Origin of the sequence: Nocardia sp. NPDC060220, assembly GCF_042727815.1 — a bacterium.
Classification (GTDB): domain Bacteria; phylum Actinomycetota; class Actinomycetes; order Mycobacteriales; family Mycobacteriaceae; genus Nocardia.
Genome location: NZ_JBHWZY010000982.1, coordinates 1 through 2,352 on the forward strand (window position 1 = coordinate 1; position 2,352 = coordinate 2,352).

3 protein-coding genes are annotated in these 2,352 nt (G+C 65.5%); all 3 read left to right on the forward strand.

The genetic code is table 11. From position 1 onward, the window contains the following. Positions 1 to 70 precede the first annotated feature (70 nt). Genes ACFWF3_RS32575 through ACFWF3_RS32585 form a run of 3 tightly spaced genes read left to right on the forward strand, consistent with a single transcriptional unit; the run spans position 71 to position 2,348 of the window. Positions 71 to 403: a hypothetical protein gene (locus ACFWF3_RS32575; protein ID WP_379317699.1), complete on the forward strand. Its 333-nt coding sequence runs from the start codon at positions 71 to 73 to the stop codon at positions 401 to 403. 15 nt (positions 404 to 418) lie between these two features. Then, positions 419 to 1,018: a hypothetical protein gene (locus tag ACFWF3_RS32580; protein WP_379317695.1), complete on the forward strand. Its 600-nt coding sequence runs from the start codon at positions 419 to 421 to the stop codon at positions 1,016 to 1,018. 40 nt (positions 1,019 to 1,058) lie between these two features. Further along, the gene (locus ACFWF3_RS32585; protein WP_379317697.1) at positions 1,059 to 2,348 is read left to right on the forward strand and encodes a TetR/AcrR family transcriptional regulator; all 1,290 of its coding nucleotides are present in this window, start codon (positions 1,059 to 1,061) and stop codon (positions 2,346 to 2,348) included. Positions 2,349 to 2,352 lie beyond the last annotated feature (4 nt).

Genomic DNA, 2,352 nt, shown 5'->3' on the forward strand with positions numbered 1-2,352 from the left:
CTGCTCACCGCGGCACTCTCATCGTGCAATTCGGGCATCTACTCCACCGGCCGGATGCTGCGCAGCCAAATTGCGTCAACCCGCGATCGAGCTGCTGTTTCCCACCTTGAGCCGCTTCTCCGAGGCGGTCGGGATCCCCGCCCACGACAACGCCTTCTTCACCCTCGTGGATCCGTGGCCGCGACCGACCTGCGACTACGACACTGTTCCGATCCTGCCGACACAGGCCACCGCCGATACCAGGGTGCGCCTCTACAACTACTGCGTCACCGATAACCCAGCGCTGCAGGTCCGTGGGTCGGCGAACGCACCACGACCCGCCGGCCCCGACAACGGTGCGGGACCGCCGCCCGGTGTGACCGGTGACGAACTGTCCCAGCCCTCGGTGCCCGCACCAAGATAAGGAGCACGAAAAGCTATGACCAGCGACGAAACATCCACCAGCACAGCACCATCGGAAGGTCTCGCGGACACAGTCGATGCGAAGGCCACCGAGGCCAAGTGGTGGGCGATGGACCGCAGAACTCTCGGCCTGCGCGGTGCCACCGCGATCGTCCTCGGCGCCTCGGTGGCGACCTCGGTGTTCCTGTTCGTGGAGAACAAGAACAGCACCGATCTCCTCGCGGCCCAACAGCAGGCCCGCGAGGCCGCGTGCCACTACGCGCCGGCCTTGGCCGACTACGACAGCAAGAGCCTCGACACCTACTTCAAGGCTGTCCTCGCGGGCGCGACGGGTGACTGGAAGAAACAGTTCGAATCCACCAGCACCGAGCTGCGCGACGCCCTCACCCAGGGTGAGGTCATCTCGAAGGTGACCGATACCCAGTGCGCGCTGCGCTCCGGCGACGAGAACTCCGCTGAGGCGATCGTGGTGATCGGAACGACCATCTCGAGCCTGGGTACCGAGCACAAGCCCAAGCCGAGTCAGCTGTCGATGGTGTTCAACCTGCACAATGACGACGGCCGCTGGCTCGTCGAGAAGGTGAACTCCCCGTTGACCTCGCCTCCCGCCCCATGACGCGGTCCGGCGGATCGACCTCACGCCGCCAGGCGATAGCATGACAGGCAAGATCATCGGGAACTCACTGTCCCCGCGCGGAACAAAGGGTAAGACGACGAGCAGCCAGGCAGACGAATCCCCCGCGGATGCGCCGACTCGCCAAGTCAGGCGCAGGCCGAAGAATCGTCGTGCCCAGATCGCGGCAGAATCGGCCGCCGCCTTCGGCGCGCACGGATACCACGGTGTCAGCATGGACGACATCGCACGGCGCCTCGACATCAGTTCCACCGCGCTGTATCGGCACTTTCCGAGCAAATACGCACTGTTCCGGGAGGAACTTCTGCGATTGTCCGGGATCGCTGTCGGCGCGGTCGAGCTGCCCGCCGAGGCCGTCGACTGGGAGCCGCGCCGGCGCGTCGATCATGTGCTCGACGCCATCATCGGCTTGACCATCGCCAATCGGCCGACCGTGGCGCTGGCTCGCTGGGAGCGCCGCTATCTCGAGCCGGCCGATCTTCAGGAGTTCACCGATCAATTCGCCGCGGCGATCGCCACGCTGCGCAAGCTGATCGGCGAGGTACGACCCGAGTTGGACGGTCGAGACCGGGCGGTTCGCGCAGTCTCGATCTTTGCCGTGGCGAGCAGCATCGGCGACCACCACGCCACCATTCCGGTGAAGGCCCTCGCCCGGCTGCTCCATGCGACCAGCTGGACGTTGATCGACGCTGATCTCAGCGGACACGACAGCACCAAGACTGCCGGTTCGAGGGGCGAGCAACCGCAGCCGTTCAAACATGATCTGCTGCTGGGCAAGGCTGTCGAGCTGTTCCACGAGCGCGGCTATCCGAATGTCAGCATGGAAGACATCGCCGCCGCCGCGGATCTGTCGGCCGCATCGGCGGTGTACCGCTACTACCGCAGCAAGAGCGACCTGTTGGTAGCCGCGTTCCGGCGCGCCGCCGACCGGGTATCGGGAGCGATCGCACCCGCGACAGCCGCCGCGGACACTCCGGCCGAAGCACTCGGCACACTGATCGAGCTCTATGTCTCCGGCTCGTTCGCCGAGCGCGCGCTGACCTTCGTCTACTACGCCGAGTTCAGCCATGTAGACCAACCCGATCAGGTGACCCTGCGCCATCTCCAGCAGCTGATCATCACCGAATGGGCGAAGTTGGTGGTGGAAGCGAGGCCGGACCTGTCCATCGGCGAGGCCCGGATCCTCGTGCACGCGGCCTTCAGCCTCGTGGTCGACCTCGGGCGCACCTTCGGTGACCATGGAATCAGTCCGCAGGAGACGGTGATCCGTTTGCTGGAGACCATTCTGCTCGGTCAGCCCCTGCCACGGTAGGCAG